Genomic DNA, 2206 nt, shown 5'->3' with positions numbered 1-2206 from the left:
CGAGATGCCCCATCCGGGCGCGCACGCGAGCGCGTGGGAGCCGGTCCGGGAGCCAGTTCGCGGAGCGGGGGGCTGGAGCGGGTGCTCGTTACCCTTGGCTCGCATGGCTCGGTGGTTTTGGATTCACTCGCCGCGTCCGGGGAACAGATCTCGCGCATCGCACCCACCAAGGTCAGTGCCGTGGATACGACCGGTGCGGGGGACGCCTTCACCGGTGCCGTGGCTGCCCGCCTCGCCGCAGGTGTTACCTTGGCGGAAGCCGCGGCGTTCGCATCGGTTGCCGCAGCGCTCGCCACTACCAAGAAGGGCACCCAGGCCGCCTACCCCGGCGCCGAGGAAGTCCTGGAGCACTTGCGGATTTCGTGACTCATTACGCCTCCACCAGCGACTTTACAAATCCTGTAATCTCACCCTTCTTTTGACTAGCCAAGACGGGGTGGCATCCCCCATGCTTGCTCCATGTACTCAGCGTCGAGCCCATACCGCATCATCACCGTCTGCACGGGAAACATCTGCCGCTCACCCATGGCGCAACTGATGTTGACTGAAGCGTTCGACGCCGGAGGGCTTGGTGGAGCGGTTGTTGTGGACTCCGCGGGGACTACATCCTATGAGGCCGGACATCCCATCGATCCACGCGCAGCCCGCGTCCTTTCGGCCCATCGCATCCGCTCCGAAGGCCATATTGCCAGGAGTTGGCGCCAGGAGTGGTTCCGGGAGCGGGACCTGATTTTGGCGCTCGACGTGGATCACTATGGCTGGCTGCACGAGGCCGCGCCGGATTCGGAAACCCTCGCCAAGATCCGGATGCTGCGCAGTTTCGACCCAGCCGTTGCCGGCCGGAGCACCCTGGACCTGGGCATCGAGGATCCTTGGTATGGGGGCCACCACGATTTCGACGTGACCTGGGACCTCATCCGCGCGGCTGTCCCCGGGATCGTCGCGCACACCCGGGACGCCCTCGCCGCCAGGCAGCACGGACAGCACCACGACCCGCAGCAGGTACGCTCTATTTCATGACCCCAGCACCCGTGATCATCGCCATCGATGGCCGGTCCGGCGCGGGAAAGACCACTCTCGCCGTCGAACTAGCCGCCCGCCTCCGCATGCATCACAAGGTGTCGCTGTTCCATCTCGAAGATATCTATCCGGGCTGGAACGGCCTCGCCGCGGGTATCGAGCGGTACGTCACCACGGTCTTGGCACCGTTGCGCCGCGGCGACGCCGCCGAGTGGGTCAGTTGGGACTGGGAGAAACATTACGACGGCCGCAGCCACGTCACCCTGCCTGCCGAAATCGTCATCGTCGAGGGCGTCGGGGCAGCCGCGAGTGCCGCCCGGCCCATGCTGGACGCCGTGGTCTGGGTGGACGCTCCCGACGACGACCGCCGGCATCGTGCGATGGCCCGGGACGGCAGCAGTTACGAACCGTTCTGGGACAGCTGGGCGGCGCAGGAGGACGAGTGGCTGGAGAGCGACGACGTCCTCGACCACATTGACGTCAGGGTGCTGAACCGCGCGGACGGCAACGCCCCGGACGACGCCCTGCAGGCGCTGAGCTACCTCTCTTCGCTCTCCCCCGTGCTTGCTCCCGAGCTCTCGGCACGCCGCGGATTGCAGCTCAAGGCCGAACGGATCGATGCCACGCCGGACGCCGCAGCCCTGTTCCACGCGCTGTACGCCCACTCCGCCAATGCCGTCTGGCTCGATTCCTCCAATGCGGCCTCCAACAGGGGCACAGTCGACGACGCCGGTTCCTCCAACGCCGGGTCCCCCAACGCCGCGGCGGAGCGGAGCCGCTTCAGTATCCTCGCGGACGACGGCGGCTCCTTCGGTCAGTCTGTGATCCACAGCTCCGGAACCACCCGCCTCAGCGCCGGATGCGCCACCGTCGAGACCACCGGTCCCTTCTTCCGCTGGCTGGACACCGTGTGGGGCCGCAAGGCTTTGAGGGCACCTGAAGGCTATGACTGCGAATTCACGCTCGGTTGGCTGGGGTACCTCGGCTACGAACTGAAGCGGGAGACCGGTGGCAGCGATGTCCAAGCCGGCACTCCCGATGCGGCGTTGCTTTTCGCCGGACGGGCCGTGGTGATCGACCACCGTGAGGCTGCGGTCTGGCTGCTCGCCATCGACGCTCCCGACGCCGGTGATTGGCTCGGGCTTGCCCGTGAGTCCGTGCTGTCCGCGGCGTCGGCACCCGAAGG

General features: G+C 66.8%; 2 protein-coding genes and 1 pseudogene. All 3 read left to right on the top strand.

Going from position 1 to position 2206, the window contains the following annotated elements; genetic code table 11:
- The coding region (locus AHiyo1_RS20865) for a PfkB family carbohydrate kinase (RefSeq protein WP_172465686.1) at positions 1-366 on the top strand (366 nt) is incomplete at its 5' end.
- 93 nt (positions 367-459) lie between these two features.
- A complete protein-coding gene (locus AHiyo1_RS20860; protein WP_059389864.1) occupies positions 460-1020 on the top strand; it encodes a low molecular weight protein-tyrosine-phosphatase in 561 nt (186 codons plus the stop codon).
- Positions 1017-2206 (top strand): annotated as a pseudogene (locus AHiyo1_RS20855) (aminodeoxychorismate synthase component I); the annotation flags it as partial. The gene AHiyo1_RS20860 and the pseudogene AHiyo1_RS20855, both read left to right, overlap by 4 nt.

It is taken from the genome of Arthrobacter sp. Hiyo1 (assembly GCF_001263615.2).
Taxonomy (GTDB): domain Bacteria; phylum Actinomycetota; class Actinomycetes; order Actinomycetales; family Micrococcaceae; genus Arthrobacter.
This window is presented reverse-complemented; position numbering and strand designations above follow the sequence as displayed.

What these genes read in the sequence shown, in the direction of transcription:
- AHiyo1_RS20860 (WP_059389864.1), top strand. Translation starts at nt 460, where the DNA reads ATGTACTCAGCGTCGAGCCCATACCGCATCATCACCGTCTGCACGGGA.